The 20,527-nt window shown below is 69.9% G+C and carries 18 protein-coding genes; 5 read left to right on the plus strand and 13 right to left on the minus strand.

Translation table 11 applies throughout. The features are described 5' to 3' along the window. Positions 1–22: 22 nt before the first annotated feature. The 3 genes from ung to MC45_RS14860 are packed head-to-tail and all read right to left on the minus strand — an operon-like array spanning position 23 to position 2,504. Positions 23–703, minus strand: a complete 681-nt coding sequence (gene ung, locus MC45_RS14850) for a uracil-DNA glycosylase (RefSeq protein WP_038664772.1) — start codon at positions 701–703, stop codon at positions 23–25. 1 nt (position 704) lies between these two features. Continuing rightward, a complete protein-coding gene (locus MC45_RS14855) occupies positions 705–1,019 on the minus strand; it encodes an alkylphosphonate utilization protein (protein WP_038664775.1) in 315 nt (104 codons plus the stop codon). A gap of 48 nt (positions 1,020–1,067) precedes the next feature. Beyond that, positions 1,068–2,504: a S41 family peptidase gene (locus MC45_RS14860; RefSeq protein WP_081974466.1), complete on the minus strand. Its 1,437-nt coding sequence runs from the start codon at positions 2,502–2,504 to the stop codon at positions 1,068–1,070. A 199-nt stretch (positions 2,505–2,703) separates the two neighbouring features. Between MC45_RS14860 and MC45_RS14865 the strand changes: the two genes are divergently transcribed. Next, the gene (locus tag MC45_RS14865) at positions 2,704–3,219 is read left to right on the plus strand and encodes a YciE/YciF ferroxidase family protein (RefSeq protein WP_038664778.1); all 516 of its coding nucleotides are present in this window, start codon (positions 2,704–2,706) and stop codon (positions 3,217–3,219) included. A gap of 273 nt (positions 3,220–3,492) precedes the next feature. Here MC45_RS14865 and pepN read toward each other — a convergent pair whose 3' ends face one another. Then, complete coding sequence (pepN, locus tag MC45_RS14870; RefSeq protein ID WP_038664780.1) at positions 3,493–6,102, minus strand: aminopeptidase N; 2,610 nt, start codon at positions 6,100–6,102, stop codon at positions 3,493–3,495. Between the two features lie 115 nt (positions 6,103–6,217). On the opposite strand from pepN, the gene MC45_RS14875 reads away from it, so the two are divergent. After that, on the plus strand, positions 6,218–7,888 hold the full coding sequence (locus MC45_RS14875; protein ID WP_038664782.1) for a M28 family peptidase: 1,671 nt from the start codon (positions 6,218–6,220) through the stop codon (positions 7,886–7,888). Positions 7,889–7,962: 74 nt separating this feature from the next. After that, on the plus strand, positions 7,963–8,781 hold the full coding sequence (locus MC45_RS14880) for a Rossmann-fold NAD(P)-binding domain-containing protein (protein WP_038664785.1): 819 nt from the start codon (positions 7,963–7,965) through the stop codon (positions 8,779–8,781). Here MC45_RS14880 and MC45_RS14885 read toward each other — a convergent pair. From MC45_RS14885 to MC45_RS14905, 5 genes are all read right to left on the minus strand, one after another. Then, positions 8,691–9,608, minus strand: coding sequence for a DMT family transporter (locus MC45_RS14885; RefSeq protein WP_038664788.1), 918 nt, complete (start codon positions 9,606–9,608; stop codon positions 8,691–8,693). The two genes, MC45_RS14880 and MC45_RS14885, sit on opposite strands and share 91 nt — an antisense overlap. Next, on the minus strand, positions 9,605–10,606 hold the full coding sequence (locus tag MC45_RS14890) for a threonine aldolase family protein (RefSeq protein WP_038667558.1): 1,002 nt from the start codon (positions 10,604–10,606) through the stop codon (positions 9,605–9,607). Before MC45_RS14890 ends, MC45_RS14885 begins: the two co-directional genes overlap by 4 nt. A gap of 244 nt (positions 10,607–10,850) precedes the next feature. Next, positions 10,851–11,141, minus strand: coding sequence for a hypothetical protein (locus MC45_RS14895; protein ID WP_038664791.1), 291 nt, complete (start codon positions 11,139–11,141; stop codon positions 10,851–10,853). Between the two features lie 59 nt (positions 11,142–11,200). Then, positions 11,201–11,863, minus strand: coding sequence for a cell wall hydrolase (locus tag MC45_RS14900; RefSeq protein WP_156143849.1), 663 nt, complete (start codon positions 11,861–11,863; stop codon positions 11,201–11,203). A 1,234-nt stretch (positions 11,864–13,097) separates the two neighbouring features. Next, complete coding sequence (locus MC45_RS14905; RefSeq protein WP_038664794.1) at positions 13,098–15,251, minus strand: transglycosylase domain-containing protein; 2,154 nt, start codon at positions 15,249–15,251, stop codon at positions 13,098–13,100. A gap of 112 nt (positions 15,252–15,363) precedes the next feature. Between MC45_RS14905 and MC45_RS14910 the strand changes: the two genes are divergently transcribed. Further along, positions 15,364–15,945, plus strand: a complete 582-nt coding sequence (locus tag MC45_RS14910) for an NADPH-dependent FMN reductase (protein WP_038664796.1) — start codon at positions 15,364–15,366, stop codon at positions 15,943–15,945. Positions 15,946–15,963: 18 nt separating this feature from the next. Here the strand turns inward: MC45_RS14910 and MC45_RS14915 are convergent, their stop codons facing one another. Continuing rightward, positions 15,964–17,232 (minus strand): dicarboxylate/amino acid:cation symporter, encoded by a 1,269-nt coding sequence (locus tag MC45_RS14915; RefSeq protein WP_038664799.1) that lies wholly within the window; start codon positions 17,230–17,232, stop codon positions 15,964–15,966. A gap of 319 nt (positions 17,233–17,551) precedes the next feature. On the opposite strand from MC45_RS14915, the gene MC45_RS14920 reads away from it, so the two are divergent. Beyond that, positions 17,552–18,625 (plus strand): PLP-dependent cysteine synthase family protein, encoded by a 1,074-nt coding sequence (locus MC45_RS14920; RefSeq protein WP_038664802.1) that lies wholly within the window; start codon positions 17,552–17,554, stop codon positions 18,623–18,625. Here MC45_RS14920 and MC45_RS14925 read toward each other — a convergent pair. The 3 genes from MC45_RS14925 to MC45_RS14935 form a co-directional block, all read right to left on the minus strand. Then, complete coding sequence (locus tag MC45_RS14925; protein WP_038664805.1) at positions 18,541–19,185, minus strand: hypothetical protein; 645 nt, start codon at positions 19,183–19,185, stop codon at positions 18,541–18,543. The two genes, MC45_RS14920 and MC45_RS14925, sit on opposite strands and share 85 nt — an antisense overlap. Continuing rightward, entirely contained in the window at positions 19,182–19,424 is a 243-nt protein-coding gene (locus MC45_RS14930; RefSeq protein ID WP_038664807.1) for a hypothetical protein, read from the minus strand. Before MC45_RS14930 ends, MC45_RS14925 begins: the two co-directional genes overlap by 4 nt. A 223-nt stretch (positions 19,425–19,647) precedes the next feature. Next, the gene (locus MC45_RS14935) at positions 19,648–20,517 is read right to left on the minus strand and encodes a hypothetical protein (protein WP_245640740.1); all 870 of its coding nucleotides are present in this window, start codon (positions 20,515–20,517) and stop codon (positions 19,648–19,650) included. Positions 20,518–20,527: the final 10 nt, after the last annotated feature.

The raw sequence follows: 20,527 nt of genomic DNA on the forward strand, positions 1-20,527 counted from the left end.
GCCGGCAACGTCGAGCTACCGGTCAGGCGTCCGGCAGCGCCCAGTCGATCGGCGCTGCGCCATGCGCGACCAGAAACGCATTGGCCTGGCTGAACGGGCGGCTGCCGAACCAGCCCTTGTACGCCGACAAGGGCGAAGGGTGCGGCGCCGCCAGCACGAGATGGTCGGGTCGGGTCACGAAGCCGGCCTTCTGCTGGGCATGCGCGCCCCATAGCAGGAAGACGACCGGATCGGGTTTGCCGGCGACCGCGCGGATCACCGCATCGGTAAATCGCTCCCAGCCGCGGTTGCGGTGCGATCCGGCGCGGCCGCTCTCGACGCTCATCACCGTGTTGAGCAGCAGCACGCCCTGCCGCGCCCACGCCTCGAGAAAGCCGTGGCGTGCCGGTGCGATGCCGAGGTCGGCGTGCAATTCCTTGTAGATGTTGACGAGGCTCGGCGGCGGCCGCACGCCCGGCCGTACCGAGAAGCTCAGCCCATGCGCCTGCCCCGGCCCATGATACGGATCCTGGCCGAGGATGACGACGCGCACCCGGTCGAGCGGCGTCAGTTCGAGCGCGCGGAACCGGTCCGCCGCCGGCGGGAAGATCGCCTTGCCCGCCGCCGCCTCGGCGGCGAGGAAGGCGTCGAGCGCCGCCAGGCTGGGGCAGGCGAGCGCCTCGGCGAGCGGCGCCGCCCAGCTCGGATCGATCCGCGGCGTCATCCTAGCGTTTGCGGACGAATTCGGCGCGCAGGACCAGCCCCTTGATCCCGTCGAACTTGCAGTCGATCTCCTGCGCGTCGCCGGTCAGCCGGATGCTCTTGATCAGCGTGCCGCGCTTCAGCGTCTGGCCCGCGCCCTTGACGGTGAGGTCCTTGATCAGCGTCACCTGATCGCCGTCGGCGAGCAGATTGCCCACCGAATCGCGCACCTCGACCGCGCCGTCGGCCGGCGCCCCCGCCGCCGCCGCGGCATCCGCCGCGCTGATCCACTCGCCGCTCGCCTCTTCGTACACGAAGCTGTCGTCGTCGTTCTGCATCGCAAACCCCCTTGTCCAGGCCGACGCCCTTACAGCCTGGCGGGCGGGTTAGAACAGCCCCGGCACCTCGCGCCGTGCGGTCGAGATGCGCCCGCTGGTCGGCATCAGCGCCTCGCGCTCGATCGGCACCGACAGCGCCCGCGCCTCCGCCCCCGCCGCCGCAGTCAGCCTGGTGCAGCTCTTGCCCTGCAGGAAGTCGAGCGCGGAGCGCGTCGACGCCTCGCGCGGATCGCCCATCGGATAGGCGATGTCGTCCGCGGCGCGGCAGCTCGCCTCGACCGTATCGGCGAGGCCGTTGTAATAGGCGCCCTGTCGCGCCGAATTCTGCAACGCGAAGGCGATCACGCGCAGCCGGTCGTCGCACGCCGCCTTGTCGAGCGGGATCTGGCCGACCGGCTTGCCGTAGGTGTTGGTGCCGATCAGCCCGGCATTGGCGTGGAGATACGGGATATAGGCGTTGATGACATATTCGCTCGCCGAGGCGGTGCCGCGGGTGCCGATGAACGCGATGCGGGTCGCCGCGACCGACTCCGTCTGCGGCGCGAAATAGGTCGTCTCGTTGTTCGACGCCTTCTCGGGGCGGAAGCTGGTATAGCTCATCACGTCGCCGGTCGAGCGGTTGGCGCCGAGCAGGTTGGTGAGCAATACGGCGGTCGAGAGCAGCCCGCCGCCATTGTAGCGCATATCGACGATGATGTTGGTGACCCCCGCGCTCTTGAACCGCGCGAAGGCGGTGCGCAGCGCGGCATCGGCGGTGGTGATGAAGGTGCGCAGATTGACATAGCCGTAGCGCTGGCCGCCGTCGGTGATGATCTGCGCGCCATAGCGGCTCGACACCGGATCGAGCGTGAAGTCGCTCTTGGCCACCGCGACGGTGCGCGTGCCGCTGCCGTCCTTGACCTGGAAATAGCGCGTCGTCCCCGCCGTATCGGGGCCGAGCGCGGTGTTGAGCGCAGCGCCGGTGCCGTCGCTCTGGAACAGGCTGGCGACCGTCTGCAGGTTGCTCGCGCTGGTGCCGATCGCGAGGATCTCGGCACCGCGATCGACGTTCGCGGCGAGGCCCGGCGCGCCCTCGAACGCCTCGGTGACGTAGAGATGCCCGTCGGCGGTCAGCCCGAAGCGCCAGCCGAAGCCCGCGGTCGATCCGGAGGAATAATATGCATTCTCCTCCTTGATCGAGGTGAGATAGGTGAAGTGGCGGTCCTTGTTCTGCGCCCGGGCGGTCGCGGTCAGCGCATCCAGATAGGTATCGACGCTGGCATAAGGCGTCGGGTCGAGGCTGGCGGGCAAGGTGTCGTAGAACAGATACCATTCGCGCATCTGCGCCGCGACCCAGTCCTGCCGGTCGCGCAGCGAGCAGCCGGCGACCGCGGTCGGGGTGGGCGTCGGCGCGGGCGTGCCGGTCGTCGGGGTGTTGCCAGTGCCGTTGCCGGCGGTCAGGGACGACCCGCCGCCGCCGCCGCAGCCGGCCAGCATCGCGGTCATCGCCAGCAGTGTTACCGAACGCCGTATCGTCACCGATTGTCTCCCCACCCGATCCGCGCAAGTCTAGGCCCGCGCAGGAGCGCCGGCAATCGCGATCGCAGCCGCAAGCGGATTGATCCGGATCAGTGCCGGCCGACGCAACCGTGCCGCCGTCCGGCTCGTTGCACCCCCCGACACCACAGCATGACGGAGAACGACCATGGGCCTGTTCAGCAAGGACATCGCGACCTTCGAGGATCTCTACGTCCACCAGCTCGAGGACATCTATTACGCCGAGCAGCAGATCACCAAGGCGCTGCCCAAGATGATCGAGAAGGCGACCGACGTGCAATTGCGCCAGGGCTTCGAACAGCATCTGCGCGAGACCGAAGGGCAGATCGAGCGCCTGCGCCGCGTCTTCGAGATCGAGGGCCGCCAGCCCAAGGGCGCGACCTGCCCGGCGATCGACGGCATCATCAAGGAAGCCAATGAGGTCGCCGGCGAGGTGAGCGACAAGGCGGTGCTCGACGCCGCGCTGACCGCCGCGGCGCAGGCGGTCGAACATTATGAGATCAGCCGCTACGGCACGCTGGTCACCTGGGCGAAGCAGCTCGGCCGCACCGAGAGCGCCGCGCTGTACCAGCAGACGCTCGACGAGGAAAAGGCGACCGACGAGAAGCTCACGCAACTGGCGACGAGCAAGCTCAACGCGCGGGCCGAGGCGGTCGAGGCGTAAGGCGACAGGACACCCGACCACCGTCCCCCGGACGTGGTCGGGACCCGCGTGAACCATCAGTGCTCCTGCGAACGCAGGAGCCCAGGGTTCCGGGCGCCGGCCATCGTTGTTCTGCTTGGCCCTGGGTTCCTGCTTTCGCAGGAACACTGCAAGGCTCGGTCGGCGGAGCCGACGTTCCCCGATGTTTCGACTCATTCCGCCGGCTAGCGCGCAGCGGAATGGCCCGAAACCCGGCCGCACCCCGCGGCGCAGAGCGACGCGGGGCTGGCCGAATTACCCCAGGCTCTTCGACGCCTGTTCGAACACGTCCTTCGACAGGCCCGGCGTCGCGACGATCCGCTCCAGCGCGCCGCGCATCAGCGCGGCCCGATCCGAATCGAAACGCCGCCACCGTGCCAGCGGCGGCAGCAGCTTCGCCGCGGTCTGCGGATTGAGCTTGTCGAGCGCGATGAGCTGGTCGGCGAGGAAGCGATAGCCCGAACCGTCCGCCGCGTTGAACGCCCGCTGGTTCGCCCCGAACGCACCGACCAGCGCGCGGGCGCGATTGGGATTGGCGAGGGTGAAATCGGGATGCCGGGCGAGGTCGGCGACCAGCCGCCCGGTGTCGTCGCGTGACGACAGCGCCTGCGTTTGGAACCATTTGTCGATCACCAGCGAGTTGCCGGCATAGCGATGGTAGAAGATGTCGAGCGCCGCCTCGCGCTCGTCCGAATAGCCGTTGGCGAGCGTGCCGAGCGCACCCTGCCGGTCGGTCATATTGTCGGCACGCTCGAACTGGCGGAAGGCGATCGTCGCGGCGTCATCGGCGCCGCTCGCCGCGATATAGCCGAGCGCGACGCTGCGCAGCCGGCGATGGCCCTTCGCCGCCGGGCTGTAGACATAGGGACCGTCCGGCGCACGCTCATAGGCGTCGCGCCACCGGTCGGCGAGGCGCAGCCCGAGCGCCCGGCGCAGCCCTTCGCGCGCGCGGAAGATCGCCTCGGGATCGACCATCGCGAGCTGGTCGCCGATGAACCCCTCCGACGGCAGCAGCACCGCCTCGGCGACGAACGCCGGATCGAGCGTGCGGTCGTCGAGCGTGTTGGCGACCGCGGTGATCACCGCGTCATTGTCGGGCCGCCCCTCGATCGTCGTCGCCACCAAAGTGTCGAGCATCAATTGCTGCATCGCCTCGTAGCGCGCGAAGGGATCGTCGTCGTGCGCGCTGAGGAAGGCGAGGTCGGCGGCCGACCGGTCGCTCTCGATGATCACCGGTGCCGAGAAGCCGCGGTTGACCGACAGCACCGGCCGTTCGGTGATGCCGTCGAACACGATCGTGCTCGCCGCCTCGTCGAGCAGCACCAGTTGCTCGTCGCCGAGCGCGCGGCCGGTCTCCGCCCCGAACACGCGGATGCGCAGCGGCAGCACCATCGGCTGCTTGTCGGGCTGGCCCGGCGTCGCCGGCACGTGCTGCGCGAGGCGCAAGGTCGCGCGCCCGTCGCCGGCCTGATGCGACAGGCTGGCGGCGACGCGCGGCGTGCCCGCCTGGCTGTACCACAAGCGGAACTGGGTCAGGTCGCGGCCGCTCGCCTCCTCCATGCAGGCGACGAAATCCTCGCAGGTCGCGGCGGTGCCGTCGAAGCGGGTGAAATAGAGGTCGGTGGCGGCACGGAACGCCTGCGGGCCGAGGATCGTCGCCATCATGCGGATCAGCTCGGCGCCCTTGTTGTAGATCGTTGCCGTATAGAAATTGCCGATCTCGATATAGCTCTCGGGGCGCACCGGATGCGCGAGCGGACCGGCATCCTCGGGGAATTGCGCGGCGCGCAGGCCGCGCACGTCCTCGATCCGCTTGACCGCCGCCGAGCCCTGATCCGCGGAAAAGCCCTGGTCGCGATAGACGGTGAAGCCTTCCTTGAGGCTGAGCTGGAACCAGTCGCGGCAGGTGATGCGATTGCCCGACCAATTGTGGAAATATTCGTGTGCCACCACCGCCGCGATCGCGTCGTAATCGTAATCGGTGGCGGTGTCGGGATCGGCGAGGATGTAGCGGCTGTTGAAGATGTTCAGCCCCTTGTTCTCCATCGCGCCGAAGTTGAAATCGTCGACCGCGACGATGTTGAACACGTCGAGGTCGTATTCGCGGCCGTAGACGCGCTCGTCCCACGCCATCGCCAGCTCGAGCGCGTGGAGCGCATGCCGCGTCTTCTCGACGTCGCCGGCGCGCACCCAGATGCCGAGGTCGACGCCGCGGCCCGATTGCGTGGTGAACTGGCCGCGGTTGACCGCGAGATCGCCGGCGACCAGCGCGAACAGATAGGAGGGCTTGGGGAAGGGGTCGTTCCATTCCGCCCAATGCCGGCCGTCGTCGAGCGTGCCCGCCGCGACCGGATCGCCATTGGCGAGCAGCACCGGATAGCGCGCCGCATCGGCGACCATCCGTACCGCATAGCGGCTCAGTACGTCGGGCCGGTCGGGGAAATAGGTGATGCGGCGGAAGCCCTCCGCCTCGCATTGCGTGCACAGGATGCCGCCGCTGGCATAGAGGCCCATCAGCTGCGTGTTGCGCTCGGGTGCGATCTCCACCTCGGTCTCGATCGTATGCGCGTCGCCGGCGAGCGGGACGACGAGCTGCTCGCCCTCGATCCGCCAATCGTCGATAGCGACGCCGTCGACGCGCACCGCGAGCGGGCGCTGGCCGGCGCCGTCGAGCCGCAGCGGATCGCCGCTGGCGTCGTTGCGCGTCACCGACAGCGTCGCGGTGACCCGCGTCGCGGCGGGATCGAGGTCGAACACCAGCCGCGTCTCCGGCACCAGCCAGGCGGGCGGGCGATAATCGTGGCGGCTGATCGCACCGGTCGCGGCGGGAGCGGGCTGGGCGATGGCGTTGAGGGCGTCGAGCATCCACCCTTTATAAGAACGCCGACGCCCGCTGCCAGTTATTCCTCCGGCCGGGATCAGCCTTGTGCTGGACCGAGGCGCTGATACGCTGTCCCGTCACCCACGTCAGGACCCCTGCATGATCCGTACTCTTGGCGCGCTCGCCGCGCTGACCCTCGCCGCGTCCGCACCGGCGCAGACCTCTACGCCCGCCACGCAGGCCAACACGGCCGCCGCGCAGGCCAATGCGCTGCTCAACCGAGCGCTGCCCGCCGATCAGGCGGCGATGAAGGCGCACGTCCTGTTCCTCGCCTCGGATGCGATGAAGGGGCGCGAGGCGGGCAGCCCCGAATTCGATATCGCCGCGCAATATGTCGCGGCGCAATTCTATGCCGCCGGCCTGCGCCCCGCCGGCGATGCGGGCAGCTATTTGCAGACGGTGCCGCTCGTCGTCTACAAGGCGGCGGACGAGGGGGCGATGGCGTGGACCGCATCCGGCGGCAAAGCGCAGCCTTTGATCTTCGGCACGGACTATATCCCCGCCGCCAATCCGGCGCGTGCCGAGACGCAGGTGACTGCGCCCGTCGTCTTCGCCGGTCGCGGCATCGTCGCGCCGCAATATGGCGTCGACGATTATGCCGGCATCGATGCGCGCGGCCGGATCGTCGCGATCTTCGCCGGCGCGCCGGGCACGTTCGCGGGCGAGGAACGCGCCTATTTCGCCGCCGCCGCGACCAAAGCGCAGATCGCCGCGGCGCATGGCGCGATCGGCATCGTCATGCTCGAATCGCCGCGCCCCGCCGCGCGCCAGCGGCCGTTCTCGGCGAGCGGCTACGCCAATCCACGCACCACCTGGGCGATGCCGGCGGGCACCGGCACCAGCCCCGCACCGACCACGCCGGTGCTCGGCACGCTCAGCCAGGCCGGCGCGACGAAGCTCTTCGGCAGCGCTGCGTGGAGCAAAATCGCCGCGCAGGCCAAAGCGGACAAACCCGCTTACACGCCGCTGTCGCTGTCCGGCACGCTGTCGGCGACGACGCACACCGCCTTCACCCCGGGCGCGAGCAGCAACGTCGTCGGCGTCGTGCCCGGCGCCGATCCGTTGCTCGCGAAGGAGGTGGTGATCCTCTCGGCACATCTCGACCATATCGGCGTCAGCGCGGGCGGGGAGGGCGACCGGATCAACAACGGTGCGCTCGACAATGCGATCGGCATCGCCAGCCTGATCGAGGAAGCCAGACGCTTCACCGCCAGCGGCAAGCCGCCGCGCCGCACCGTGATGTTCCTCGCGGTGACCGGCGAGGAGAAGGGGCTGATCGGGTCGAGCTATTTCGTCGATCACCCGACCGTGCCGCTCGCCGACATCGTCGCCGACGTCAATCTCGACATGCCGGTGCTGCTCTACCGGTTCGAGGACATGATCGCCTTCGGCGCGCAGCGCTCGACGCTCGGCCCGATCGTGGCGCGGGCGGTGGGCGCGGTCGGCGTCGGCCTGTCGCCCGATCCGATGCCCGAACAGGGCTTCTTCACCCGCTCGGACCATTTCAACTTCGTCCGCAAGGGCATCCCCTCGGTCTTCCTGTGGCCGGGGATCAAGGGCGCGGGCAAGGCGCCGTTCGAGGATTTCCTCGCCAACCGCTACCACCGCCCCGGCGACGACCTGACCCAGCCGATCCTGTGGGACCAGGGCGTGCGCTTCGTGTCGACCAATTACGCGATCGCCCGCGAGATCGCCGACGGCGACGCGCGGCCGGTCTGGAACAAGGGCGATTATTTCGGCACCACCTACAAGGGGCCGATGGCACGGTAGGGTCCGAACCCGCCGAAGGACGGCTTTCGGCAAACGGGGCTTCGCCAAGCCCGGCCCGAGCGATAGGATAGGCCATGCTCCTGATCTTCGGCCTCGGTTACACCGCCGCGCGCATCGCCGCCGCCTGGCCCGGCGCGACGCTGGGCACGACGCGCGACGGCCGCGACGGCAGTCTGCGCTTCGCCGACGCGGCGGCGGTGCGGCCGGCGATCGCCGCGGCGACGCACATCCTGTCCTCGGTGCCGCCGGAGGGCGAGGACGATCCGGTGCTCGCCCGCTACGGCGACGCGCTCGACGGCCGCCGGCTCTTCTATCTCTCCTCGACCGGCGTCTACGGCGACGCCGCCGGCGCCTGGGTCGACGAGAGCGCGCCGACCGGCTCCCGCCGCCGCGCCGCCCGCGCCGCCGCCGACGCCGCATGGCTGGCCCGCGGCGCGCGCGTCTTCCGCCTGCCCGGCATCTACGGTCCCGGCCGCTCGCCGCTCGACCGCGTCGCCGCGGGCAAGGCGCATCGCATCGGCCTGCCCGATCAGCTGTTCAGCCGCGTCCATGTCGACGATATCGTCGGCGGCGTGCTCGCCGCGCGCGACGCCCCCGCCGGCGCGTACAATCTCGCCGACGACCGGCCCTGTTCGCAGGACGAGGTCGTCGCCTTCGCCGCGCATCTGCTCGGCCTGCCGCCGCCGCCGGTGGTGGCGCTGGAGACGCTGAGCCCGATGGCGCGCGGCTTCTATGCCGAGAACCGCCGCGTCGCCAACGGCAAGGCGAAGCGCCTCCTCGGCTGGCGTCCCGCCTATCGCGATTACCGGTTCGGCCTGCGCGCCCTTAACGCGATGACCAGCCCGACTCCGGTCAGCGCCGCCCCCGCCGTGGCGAGCGGCGACCAGCGATAACCCTCGAACAGCGTCGACAGCAGCATCGCGATCACCGGCACGATGACGCTCGAATAGGCCGCCTTGGCCGGCCCGATCACGCGCAGCACCCGGTAATAGAGCGGGAAGGCGACCGCCGAGCCGAACAGCCCGAGATAGACGATCCCCGCCCAGTAAGCGGCGCGCGTCTCGATCACCGGCGGCCCGGTCAGCCACCAGGCGACCAGCCCGTCGACGCCCGCGCCGATCAGCATCGACACCGCCAGCGTCGCCATCATCGGATAGCGTTTCGCGGTCGGCGTCGCCTGCAGCACGTTCGCCATCGACGCGGCGAGGATCGCCACACCGGTGAAGCCGATCCCGGCGAGTGTCGCCGCAGTCCCCGCCGGGCCGCTGCGCGCCTCGTGCAGGAACAGCAAGGCGATCCCCGCCATCGCCACCGCCGATCCCGCGATCAGCTGCCCGCCCATCCGCTGGCCGAGCAGGAGGCGCGCGAACAGCGCATTGGGCACCAGCAGGATCGCGAACACCACCGCGACGAGGCCGGAGGTGATGTGATGTTCGGCGCGATAGACGAAGTTGAAGTTGAGGCAGAATTGCAGCACGCCGACCGCCGCGGCGAACGCCCAGCCGCGGCCGTCGAGCGCGAACCGCTCGCCCTTGACCCGGGCGACGATCGTCATCGCGATGCCCGCGACGAGGAAGCGATAGGTCACCGACCAGCTCGGCGGCACCACGCCCAACTGGTCGCGGATCACCAGCCAGGTCGATCCCCAGATCAGCGTCACCAGCGCGAACGGGACGAGGATCGCCGCCCGCGTCGACCGGGGTGCGGCGGCCTCGCTCACAGGTCCCCGATCGCCGCCGCGAGCCGCGCCACCTGATCGGCCGGGCTGTCCCACGCCGTCACCAGCCGGATTTCGCCCGCCGCCCAGTCGTAGAAATCGAAACCCTGCGCACGCAATGCCGCCGCCTCTGCGGGCGTCGCCTGCAGGAAGACCTCGTTCGCCTCGACCGGATGGACCAGCCGCGCCCCCGCCGCCGCCGCCAGCTCCGCCGCGCGCGCATTGGCGGCGCGGGCGTTGTCGAGCCACAGATCGTCCTCGAGCATCGCCAGCACCTGCGCGGCGAGATAGCGGCCCTTGGAGAACAGCAGCCCGGCGCGCTTGCGCCGGTACAGCGTCGCCCCGGCAAGCGCGGGCTTGAAGAAGACGAGCAATTCGGCGCTCATCGCGCCGTTCTTGACGAAGCCGAAGCTCAGCGCGTCGACCCCCGCCTGCCACGTCACCGCCGCGGGCGAACACCCCAGCGTCGCCACCGCATTGGCGAAGCGCGCGCCGTCCATATGCAGCCCCAGCCCGCGCGTCCGCGCCAGCGCCCCGATCGCGGCGACCTCGTCGGGCGTGTAGACGCGGCCATATTCGGTGGCATTGGTGATCGAGATCGCATGCGGCTGGACGCGATGCACGTCGTTGGCGATCGCGTCGATCACCGTGGCGATCGTGCCGGGGGTCAGCTTCGCGCCCTCGCCGTCGGCGAGATAGAGTTTGGCGCCATGGGTGTAGAATTCCGGCGCGCCGCCCTCGTCGTTCTGGATATGCGCGTCGCGATGGCACACCACCGCACCGTGCGGCGGGCACAAGGCGGCGAGCGCGAGGCAGTTCGCCGCGGTCCCGGTCGGCACCCACAAGGCGGTCACCTCGGTGCCGAACAGATCGGACAACCGCCCGTCGAGCGCCTGCGACCGCGCGTCGCCGTCATAAGCCGTGTCGAGCGTATTGGCCTGCATCAGCGCGGCCATCACCTTGGGATGCACCGGCGCGGCATTGTCTGAGAAGAAGCGCATGCCGAAAACCTTGCGGCGCGCGGCAGGCACCGTCAACCGGCGTTGGCGAGCGAATCGCCGCCGCCCCGACCGACACGTCGAAGGAACCCCACCCGTGCTCCTGCGAACGCAGGAGCCCAGGAGTCCGGAACGCTATAGCCCGTTGTCCTGCCTGGCCCTGGGCTCCTGCTTTCGCAGGAGCACGGGTGGGATCGCGGACGTCCCGACGAAGGCCGAGGCGACGGGAGGGCCGGCCCCCCCCAAATCACCCCAGCCGCTCGGTCAGCACGATCTCGCCCTCGACCTCGATATCCTCGTCGCCATCGAGATCGGCATCCTCGGGCATGTCGAATTCCGCGCTCCAGTCGTACACCTTCGCCGCGCCGCCCTCGATCCACACGCGCACCGCGCCGCTGGTGATCTCGCCGCCCATCGCGCCGACGAAATCGGTGACCAGCGCATCGGCGGCGCTTTCGTGATCGGTCACGCCGGGGATGCTCGCCGCCTCGACCTCTTCGTCCAACTCGATGATCTGCGCCCAGAATCGTTTTGCCATCGTCTGCTTCCTTGCTGCGGGGGGCGGTCTTGCCAGATCGGCGGGCGAAAGGCTCGCCCCTAATGCCGCACGTAGAACAGGTGCGAGCGCACCCGCCCGACCTTGACCAGCGTATCGCGCCAATAGGGCACCATCCAGTCGGTATGGTAATGCGTCGCCCGCCCGACCGCGGCGAAGACATAGCCGCCGAGCGCCCGACGTGCCGCCCGCCGTGCCGCGCCCCAACCGAGATGCACCGGCCGCCGGGCGAACGATCCGTCGCAGGTGAACGAGAACTGGCAGCCCGTCGTCCGGTCCGATCCCTGATAGACGACGCCGCAGATCGTCTTGGGGAAACCCGGCGCGCGCACCCGGTTGAGGATCACCTGGATCACCGCCTGCTGCCCGCGGCGGTCGTCGCCGGCCTCGTAGAGCGCGGCGGTGGCGAGGCATTCCGCCGCCTGCTCGCGCGCCGCCGGGCCGCCCTGGAAGCGATAGGGCAGCGCGCGCAGCCGCCGCTTCGTCTCGATCGGCACCGCGGCGTTCGACGCGCGCGCCTCGTCCATCGTCAACGGTCTGGCGACCTGCGCCGCCGGCGGCAGCGCGAACCGCCACGGCCCGACCGAGCCCGCCACCACGATCACCACCGCGACGACGCCGAGCAGCAGCAACCACCGCTCGGAAGCGAGATCATGCGCCTTGCGCCGCCCGCGCGGCCGGGAAGAGGTGCGTCGCTGCGCCATGACGCGACCGTCTAGCCGAGGCGGCGGCCGATGCCAGCCCGCCTGCGGTCCGGAACCGCGTCGCACGCACCCATAGTCCGGCGACATCGCACGGGCGCTGGCCGGATCGGACGGCTTACGGAGAGGGGCAAGAGAAGACTTGTTCGCGCAGAGGCGCAGAGGCGCAGAGGCGCGGAGGTGGAAAGGCGGTGAGGGGTTTCCGCCTCGACCCCAGTGCTCCCGCGCAGGCGGGAGCCCAGGAGTCCCGAACGCGATCGGACGTTGCTCTGCTTGACCCTGGGTTCCCGCATTCGCGGGAACACTGGAATTTGCCCCGACGCCCGCTCAAATCCCAAGAAAAAAAACGGGATCACGCGAAGACGCGAAGACGCGAAGATGTTGCGCTCACCGCGGTCGCGGCCCTTTCCCTAAGGCGATTGCGAAGACAGGACCACGCCGCCCCACGCGATACACCTCCGCGCCTCCGCGCCTCCGCGCGAACAATCGTCCACGCCGCATCAACGCCCCTCAGATGGCAGGGCCACCGCCTAAAGCGGCGTCAGCGAGGTTCGATCGGCTTCCCCCTCCGATCCGTCACCGCGGACTGGTTCCGGGGTGACGGCGGAAGCTTGGTGGGCGCCGGGCGAACGTAAACGCGCCTAGACGACCGGCCTGCACCCCGGCGCAACCATTCCACATCGCGACGATCCTCGCTCGACCCCAGTGCTCCCGCGCAGGCGGGAGCCCAGGAGTCCCGAACGCGATCGGACGTTGCTCTGCTTGACCCTGGGTTCCCGCTTTCGCGGGAACACTGGAGATTGGCCCGGCGCCCGCACAAATCCGAAGAAGAAGGACGGGATCACGCGAAGACGCGAAGACGCGAAGGTGCTGCGCCCACCGCGGTCGCGGCCCTTTTATTTCAGGCGACTGCGAAAGACAGGACCACGCAGCCCCACGCGATACACCTCCGCGTCTCCGCGCCTCTGCGCGAACCAATCTTCTATGCCGATCCTCGCAAGGGCATAGGCCGGCGCTGACGGGAACGACATCCGGCATCGCGACGATGCGCATAAAAGGGAGAAATCACGCCAAGGCGCGAAGGCGTGCCGCACGAGGCGGCCTGATCCTGTCATCGCAACCGCTTGATGGACAGGGCGACCATCGCGGCAAGCGCAACACCTTCGCGTCTTCGCGTCTTCGCGCGAACACATCCCTCATTGCTACGCGTCCAGAGGAGGCCGGATACCGATCCGCCCTATTCCTCATCCCCTTCGTCGCCGCCCCGTCGATCGCGCGGCGGCGGCGCGTCCGGCGGGACCGGCGCGCGGTCGCGGCCCGGCGCGATGCTGATGCTGCCGTCGCGGCCCATCTTCATCTGCATGCCGAAACCGTCGATCGTCCCCTCGGGCGCCGCGATATCGCCCATCGGATCGTCGAGCGCCTCCTCGGGGCCGACGACCGCCTCGGGGTCCATCGCATTCTCCTCGATCACCACCGGTGCGACGACCGGTGCGATGTTGAGCGCGGAGACCATGAACTGGCGCCACAATTGCGCGGGGATGCCGCCGCCGTGCAGCCCGGCATTGGGCGAGCTGTCGTCGTTGCCGACCCACACGCCGACGACCAGGTCGCCGGCGAAGCCGATGAACCACGCGTCGCGGCTGTTCTGCGACGTCCCCGTCTTGCCGTAGGCGGGCAGCGTCAGCACCGCGGCGCGCCCCGTCCCGCGCAGCGACGAACCGAGCAGGTCGAGCATATGGTCGCGGATCCCGTCGGGCATCGTGCGCGGCCCGCCGGTCAGCGACTGATACCAGCTCTTGCTCGCGCCGCTGTCCTCCAGCCCGCGCGGATGGACCGGATATTTGCCGTTGGCGACCGCCGCATAGGCCGCGGTCAGTTCGAGCAGCGACACTTCCGCCGTGCCGAGCCCGATCGTCGCCTCGTTGGGGATCGGCGTCGAGATGCCGAGGTCGCGCGCCGCCTTGATGACGTTGCGCACGCCGACCTCCTGCGTCAGCCGCGCCGCGACGACGTTGCTCGACCGGGCGAAGGCGCGGCGCAAGGTGATCGGCCCGAGATAGCGGTTGTCGTCGTTCTTCGGCTTCCAGCCGGCGATCTCGACGCGGCTGTCGTCGGCCATCGTGTCCGGCGTCATGCCGGCGCGCATCGCGGCGAGATAGACGAACAATTTGAACGTCGAGCCGGGCTGGCGGCGCGCCTGGGTGGCGCGGTTGAAGGGGCTCTTGGCGTAATCCTTGCCGCCGACCATCGCGACGACGCGGCCGTCGCGCCGCATCGCGACGATCGCGACCTGCGCCTGCCGCAGCCCCGCCTGCCGCACGACGCGCTCGGCGGTATTCTGGAGCCGGCGGTCGAGCGTGGTCTTCACCGTCGCCTCGGTCTTGATCTCGCCGGCCTGGTCGCGCGCGTCGGGCAGCACCCAGTCGGCGAAATAGGTGCCGCTCGGCAATTGCGTCGGGCGGCTCGCCAGCACGCGCTGCGGCTCGACCTCGGCGGCCTCGGCCTTGGTGATGAAGCCCGCCTCGGCCATCGCGCGCACCACCAGCATCTCGCGCTTGCGCGCGCCCTCCAGATTGCTGGTCGGCGCCAGCCGCGACGGCGCCTTGACCAGCCCGGCGAGCATCGCCGCCTGGCCGACGTTCATCTTCTCGGGCTCGCGGCCGAAATAATGTTTCGACGCGGCGCGCAGGCCATAGACGTTGTCGCCGAAATAGACGTTCGACAGATAGCGCGACAGGATCTCGTCCTTGCTCAGCCATGCCTCGAGCCAGAAGGAGATCATGACCTCGCGGATCTTGCGCGCGGCGGTGCGGTCCGAATCGAGGAAGGCGTTCTTGGCGAGCTGCTGCGTGATCGTGCTGCCGCCCTCGCGCACCCCGCCCGAGCCGACATTGTGGACGAAGGCGCGCAGGATGCCGCGCGGGTCGATCCCCCAATGCGAGCGGAAGCGGCGATCCTCGATCGCCAGGAACGCATTGGTGACGTGCGCGGGCAGCTTGGCCGCGTCGACCGGCGCGCCGATGATCGCGCCGCGGCGCGCGATCGGGGTGCCATCGTCGGCGGTCAGCGTGATCGACGGCGGCGTCGGCGGCTTGAGCGAGCGGCTCAACGGCGCGGTGACCGCGAGCCAGCCGATCGCGATCACCAGCAGGATGATCCCCACGCCGATGCCGCGCACGATCCAGCGGCCGATGTTGCGCGGGCTGCGCGGCGACGGCGGCAGGTCGCCGCCGGCCGGATCGTCGCGGTCGATGAAGTCGTCGAAGCGGCCGCCCAGGCGGTGGTCGCGCGGTGTCTCGTCGTCCAGCTCGTAACGCCGGCCGATCGTATTGCGGCGGTTGGTATCGACGGGTTCGTGACGCATCGGCTCGTCCCAGCGGTCAGCCATGAGGTGTATTACAATCCTAAAACAGCTGAGGCAAGGGCACGCGTCTATGCGTGAGGTTAGCGAAGTTTACCTTGGCTGGCGCCGTCCGTCGAGCCGCGCTATCGCAGGCGTCATGGCAGTCGATCCCGCTTCTCCCCCTCTCGTCGTCGGCATCGGCGGCACCATCGGCGGCGTCTCGTCGACCGAGCGCGCGCTCCGCATCGCGCTCGACGCCGCCGAGCGCGAGGGCTTCCGTACCCGCATGTTCGGCGGCGCCGACATGGCCCGCCTGCCGCTCTACGACCCGCGCGCGACCAGCCGTACCGCCGACGAGGAGGCGTTCGTCGACGCCGTGCGCCAGGCCTCGGCGGTGATCATCGCCAGCCCCGGCTATCACGGCAGCATCTCGGGCGTGGTCAAGAACGCGCTCGACTTGCTCGAGGAGACGGCGAAGGACGCGCGCCCCTATCTCGCCGACATGCCGGTCGGGCTGATCGCGACGGCCTATGGCTGGCAGGCGACGGGCTCGACGATCGCGGCGCTGCGCTCGATCGTCCACGCGCTGCGCGGCTGGCCGACCCCCTTCGCCGCGGCGATCAACACGCAGATCACCAAGTTCGATGCCGAGGGCGGCGCGAGCGACCCCGCGGTGGTCGAGCAGCTCGGCATCGTCGGCCGGCAGGTCGCGCGCTTCGCTCCGCTCGCGGTCGCATAGCGCCCCGCGGGGCGGGGATCAGGCGAAGACCGGTTCGGCCGCCACCGTCTCCTCCAGCAGCCCCTGCCGCTTGGCGACGATCGCCGGGATCAGCGCCTGCCCCGCGACGTTGACCGCGGTCCGGCCCATGTCGAGGATCGGGTCGATCGCCAGCAATAGCCCGGCGCCCTCCAGCGGCAGGCCGAGCGTCGACAAGGTGAGCGTCAGCATCACCAACGCGCCGGTCAGCCCCGCGGTCGCCGCCGAGCCGAGCACCGAGACGAGGACGATCAGCAGATAGTCCACGCCGTGCAGCGGGATATTGTAATATTGCGCGACGAACAGCGCCGCGACCGCGGGATAGATGGCGGCGCAGCCGTCCATCTTGGTCGTCGCCGCGAACGGCACCGCGAAGGCGGCATAGCTGCGCGACACGCCGAGCCGCTCGACCACCTGTTCGGTGACGGGCAGCGTCGCGATCGACGAGCGCGAGACGAAGCCCAACTGGATCGCCGGCCAGGCGGTGGCGAAGAACCGCCTCGGGCTCATGCCGTTGGCGAGCAGCAGCAGCGGATAGACGACGAACAGCACGAGGCCGAGGCCGATATAGATGGCGATCGCGAAGGTGCCGAGCGCCGACAGCGACTGCCAGCCGTAGCGGACGATCGCGCTGCCCAGCAAAGCGCCGGTGCCAATCGGGGTGAGGCGGACGACCCAGCGCAGGATGCGGCGGAAGATCGCCAGCGCCGAGGCGTTAAAGGCGAGGAACGGCGCGCCCGCCTCGCCGGTGCGCACCGCGGCGACGCCAATCGCGATCGCAACGACGATGAGCTGGAGCACGTTGAACGACAGGCCGGTCTTCGCGCCGCCATCGACGAGCCTGGTCGAGGCTTCGAGGCCGAGGATATTGGCCGGCACCAGCCCGCGCAGGAAGTCGAGCCACGAGCCTGCGGTATCGGGGCGCACCGCGGCGGCGGCGCTGACCCCGGCATGCGCGCCGGGTTGCAGCAACGTGCCGAGCGTCAGGCCGATCGACACCGCGATCAGCGCCGAGAGACCGAACCAGAGGAAGGTGCCGGTGACCAGCCGCGCGGCATTGTTGAGGTCGCGCAGCGCGGCGATCGACGCGACGATCGCGGTGAAGACGAGCGGCACGACCAACGCCTTGAGCAATTGCACGAAGATGTCGCCGACGATCTTCAGCCCCTCGGCCAGACCGGGCAGCGCATAGCTGCGCGCGACGAAGCCGAGCGCGAGCCCGATCGCCATGCCGATGAAGACCTGCACGCCGAAGGGAGGGCGGGTCACTGCGCGAAGGTCCTGATCATCGCGGCGATGTAGGGGGTGGAGGGTGCCGGTGCGACGATAGAAATGGTGGAGGCGGGTAAAGGTGGGGTGCGGTTTTGACTGCCTCATGGCTCCCGCCCCATCCTCCCCCTCCGTCACGCCTTCGGCGCGCCACCTCCCCCTTGCGGGGGAGGAATAGGCAAGTCCTCCCCCGCCAGGGGGAGGTGGCAGCGCGTCAGCGCTGACGGAGGGGGAGGACGGGGTGGGAGCTTCACGATTACGCGCGCCACCGAGTTGCCACCCTGTCCGTTTCCGCCTCACCCGTATAAAGCCCCCGCGCATGACCCATGGAACGGACATCGACCGGCGCTGGCTGACCGAGGCGGTGCGGCGGATCGAGGCGGATTACAACCGCTCGGCGGATACCCATCTCATCCGCCTCGAACTGCCGCGCTTTCCCGGCATCACACTGTATCTCAAGGACGAAAGCTCGCATCCGACGGGCAGCCTCAAGCATCGGCTGGCGCGCTCGCTGTTCCTCTACGCACTGTGCAACGCGTGGATCGGGCCGCGCACCACGGTGATCGAGGCGTCATCGGGGTCGACCGCGGTGTCGGAAGCCTATTTCGCGCGGATGCTCGGGCTGCGCTTCATCGCGGTGGTGCCGGCGCAGACCGCGGCACCCAAGCTCGACGCGATCCGCTTCTACGGCGGCGAGATCCATGCGGTCGACGATCCGCGCACCGTCTATGCCGCCGCGCAGCGGCTCGCCGCGGAAACCGGCGGCCATTATATGGACCAGTTCACCTATGCCGAGCGCGCGACCGACTGGCGCGGCAACAACAATATCGCCGAGAGCATCTTTGCGCAGATGGCGGAGGAGGAATATCCGGTGCCGCGCTGGGTGGTGTGCGGTGCCGGCACCGGCGGCACCTCGGCCACTATCGGCCGCTTCATCCGCTATCAGCGCCATGCGACCCGGTTGTGCGTCGCCGATCCCGTCCATTCGGTGTTCCACCGCCATTTCGCCGATCCGGGCGTCGTCGCGCTACCCGATGGTTGTGCGTCGCGTGTCGAGGGGATCGGTCGGCCACGGCTCGAGCCGAGCTTCATCCCCTCGGTGATCGACCGGATGATCGCGGTCGAGGATGCCGCCAGCCTCGGCGCGATGCGTGCGCTGTCGGAAACGCTCGGGCGATCGGTCGGCGGCTCGACCGGGACCAATCTCCACGCCTGTGCGCAGCTCGTCGCCGAGATGGCCGCGGCGGGTCAGCAGGGCAGCATCGTCACCCTGCTCTGCGACGGCGGCGACCGTTACGCCTGCACCTATTACGACGACGCCTGGTGCGCGACGCACGGCGTCGCCTGGAACGACGCGGCGGCGGCGATGCGCGGCTTCCTCGGCGCGGGCTGACGGCGCGGCGGTAGCACCGGCGGCGCGAGCATCAGCCGATGCCCGAGCCGGTCGTAGAAGCGGCAGACGTCGATGATCTCGGTACGACCGGGCGCGAGCCGCGTCCCCAGCGGGTAACGGCGTAGTTCGTCGCCCACGTCGGCGCGCCAGCCGGCGGTCATCATGCTGCCGCCGGCGACGTCGGGGCGGCGCACGACGCCGTTGCAGTGGATGAGGCAGGCGCTGGAACGGCCGAGCGCGAGCAGCCGCGCCCGGTCGGCACCGGAAGCCAGCGGATGGACGCCATAGTCGCGCAATTTGTTGGCGGTATTGCGCTGTTCCTCGCGCACGACATGACCCGCCGACGCACCGAGTTCATCGAGCAAGCCGTGCAGGAACCGGTCGAGCTCGCGCAGGCAATTGGCGACGAAGCGCGCACGGGTGCGCGCATGCGGGCCCTGCGGCCAGCCGTCGGCGATCACCGGACGCTCGGCGAGCGCGGCGAGGAAGGTCGCGCCGCGGGTCAAGGTGTCGTGCGCCGCCGCTGCCCCCCGCAGCGGCGTGACGCGAGTGTGGATCACGCCTCGCTATGGACCGGATCGGACTCGGCATCCTCGGACGCGGCGAGGGTGCTGGCGGCGCGGGTGGCGGCAGCGCGCTGGTCGCGCATCGCCTCGGTCCGCTCGGCGCGTGCGGCCATCGCTTCCCACGAACGCGCGGCGCGCTCGCAGCGGTCGCGGACGTTGTCCAGATTGGCCTCGGACGCGTTGCTGCGCTCCTGATCGGCCTGCTTACGGAAGAATGTGGCGTCGCTGGACATCGGGCACCTCGTCAGCGGTAGGAAGAGAGGCAGGGAAGGGCGAACGGCGCGGTCGGCACCGGCGCGTCACGTCGATATGCGACTATACGGACACCATAGATGGGCGCGAACCGCGCGATAAGCAAGTGACGCCGCCGCCGCGGTCCGATCGGACCGCGACGGCGGCGCGTCTTCCCCACGAAGAGGAGCGGCAGGTCGAAGAACGCCGACCTGCCGCAGACACTCAGCGCAGGCGGCGGCGGGTGGCCGCCGTCGCGCCGAAACCGGCCGCACCGGCGCCGACCAGCAGCGCGAGCACGATGATGAACGAGGTACCGGCAGCGGCACCGGCGGCGGTGTCGGTCGCCGACTTGGCGGTCGCCACGGCCTTGTCCTTCGTCTTGACGAAGTCCGCCTTGGCGCGCGTCACCTGGGCCTGCGCCTCGGGACGGCTGATCTTGCGCTGCGCGGCGACGATGTCGACGACGCGGGCTTCGGCTTGTGCGCCGCCGGTGCCGCCACGGGCCATCGCCGGCAGCTGCTTGGCGATTTCCTTCTGCGCCTGTTCCGGCGTCATCTGCGCCGGATCGGCCGGGGCGGCGGACAGATAGGCGGCGGCCTCCTGACGCACGTCGCCCTCGTCGACGCCGGCGACCTCCGCGGCGCGCGGTGCGACCGCACCGACGCTCGAGCCGGCGGCGCCGGCGACCGCACCGACGGTGCGGAACGCGCCGCCGATGATCCCGCCGACCGCCGAGGTCAGCAGGTACAGCGTCAGGATCAGCGTCACGCCCCACACCACCATGCCGTGGACGAGCGCATCGAAGCGATCGGTCGCGCCGCCGACGCGCGCCGCGGCATAGCCGCCCGCACCGAGCGCGACGATCGTGGTGATCAGCCAATAGATGCCGGCACCGATGCCGAAGCCGGCGGCGCCGGGCGTCGTCCCCTCGACCGGATCGACCATCGTCAGCCCGATCCCGGTGCCGAGGATGCCGAGCACCAGCTGGATCGCCACCGCGATCACCACGCCGGCGAAGATCGCGCCCCAGGACAGCCGCTTCGGCCCATGCAGGATCGCATTCTCTTCTGCCGGCGTCATGCCGGTCGTCATTATCGTCGCC

It is taken from the genome of Sphingomonas taxi (assembly GCF_000764535.1).
GTDB classification, from domain to species: Bacteria; Pseudomonadota; Alphaproteobacteria; order Sphingomonadales; family Sphingomonadaceae; genus Sphingomonas; species Sphingomonas taxi.

Bases quoted from the DNA above. Each gene is read 5' to 3' on its own strand.
- ung (WP_038664772.1), bottom strand. From the start codon at position 703: ATGACGCCGCGGATCGATCCGAGCTGGGCGGCGCCGCTCGCCGAGGCG.
- MC45_RS14890 (WP_038667558.1), bottom strand. From the start codon at position 10,606: ATGCGCTTCTTCTCAGACAATGCCGCGCCGGTGCATCCCAAGGTGATG.
- pepN (WP_038664780.1), bottom strand. From the start codon at position 6,102: ATGCTCGACGCCCTCAACGCCATCGCCCAGCCCGCTCCCGCCGCGACC.
- MC45_RS14895 (WP_038664791.1), bottom strand. From the start codon at position 11,141: ATGGCAAAACGATTCTGGGCGCAGATCATCGAGTTGGACGAAGAGGTC.
- MC45_RS14930 (WP_038664807.1), bottom strand. From the start codon at position 19,424: ATGTCCAGCGACGCCACATTCTTCCGTAAGCAGGCCGATCAGGAGCGC.
- MC45_RS14905 (WP_038664794.1), bottom strand. From the start codon at position 15,251: ATGGCTGACCGCTGGGACGAGCCGATGCGTCACGAACCCGTCGATACC.
- MC45_RS14865 (WP_038664778.1), top strand. From the start codon at position 2,704: ATGGGCCTGTTCAGCAAGGACATCGCGACCTTCGAGGATCTCTACGTC.
- MC45_RS14935 (WP_245640740.1), bottom strand. From the start codon at position 20,517: ATGACGACCGGCATGACGCCGGCAGAAGAGAATGCGATCCTGCATGGG.
- MC45_RS14860 (WP_081974466.1), bottom strand. From the start codon at position 2,504: ATGACCGCGATGCTGGCCGGCTGCGGCGGCGGCGGCGGGTCGTCCCTG.
- MC45_RS14875 (WP_038664782.1), top strand. From the start codon at position 6,218: ATGATCCGTACTCTTGGCGCGCTCGCCGCGCTGACCCTCGCCGCGTCC.
- MC45_RS14910 (WP_038664796.1), top strand. From the start codon at position 15,364: ATGGCAGTCGATCCCGCTTCTCCCCCTCTCGTCGTCGGCATCGGCGGC.
- MC45_RS14900 (WP_156143849.1), bottom strand. From the start codon at position 11,863: ATGGCGCAGCGACGCACCTCTTCCCGGCCGCGCGGGCGGCGCAAGGCG.
- MC45_RS14920 (WP_038664802.1), top strand. From the start codon at position 17,552: ATGACCCATGGAACGGACATCGACCGGCGCTGGCTGACCGAGGCGGTG.
- MC45_RS14880 (WP_038664785.1), top strand. From the start codon at position 7,963: ATGCTCCTGATCTTCGGCCTCGGTTACACCGCCGCGCGCATCGCCGCC.
- MC45_RS14855 (WP_038664775.1), bottom strand. From the start codon at position 1,019: ATGCAGAACGACGACGACAGCTTCGTGTACGAAGAGGCGAGCGGCGAG.